This window comes from Alcanivorax sp. HI0044 (assembly GCF_001634945.1).
In genome coordinates, this window is sequence record NZ_LWEZ01001363.1 from 1 (window position 1) to 530 (window position 530).

At 61.3% G+C, this 530-nt stretch carries 1 pseudogene; it reads left to right on the top strand.

Features of this window, described 5'->3' with window-relative positions:
- Window positions 1–530 (top strand): annotated as a pseudogene (locus A3730_RS20200) (chromosome segregation protein SMC); the annotation flags it as partial.

Below are 530 nucleotides of genomic sequence, written 5' to 3' on the forward strand. Positions count from 1 at the left end.
AGCTGGAAAGAAGGCGACGAACACCTGCGTATCGACAGCGAGAAAGTGGCAGAACTGGAGGCCATTCTGGCCGAGCGCGAGCCAGAACTGGAAATGGTCTCCGAACAGCAGGAAGCCTCCAGCGAAGCGTTGGCGCTGGCTGAAGAGACCATGCAGAACTGGCAGCAGGCGTGGGAAGAGTTCAACGGCAAGTCCGGGGAATCACGCCGTCAGGCCGAGGTGGAGCAGTCCCGCATTCAGCATCTGGACAAGTCCCAGGAGCGACTTCGCGACCGTATCGACCGCCTGAAGAAAGAGCAGGAATCCCTGGATGCCGGCCCGCTGGCCCAGGAAATGCGCGAGCTGGAAGAACAGGTAGAGCAATATCGCGGGCAGTCGGAAGAAAACGAACTGCGCAGCGAGTCCCTGCAGGAAGAGATCAATCAGCTCCGCCGCGATAACGGCGACCGGGGCCGTCAGCTGGATGAGGCCCGCGAGAAGCTGCAAAGCCTGAAGGGCCGTCGCACCTCCCTGGAAGCCCTGCAGAAAGC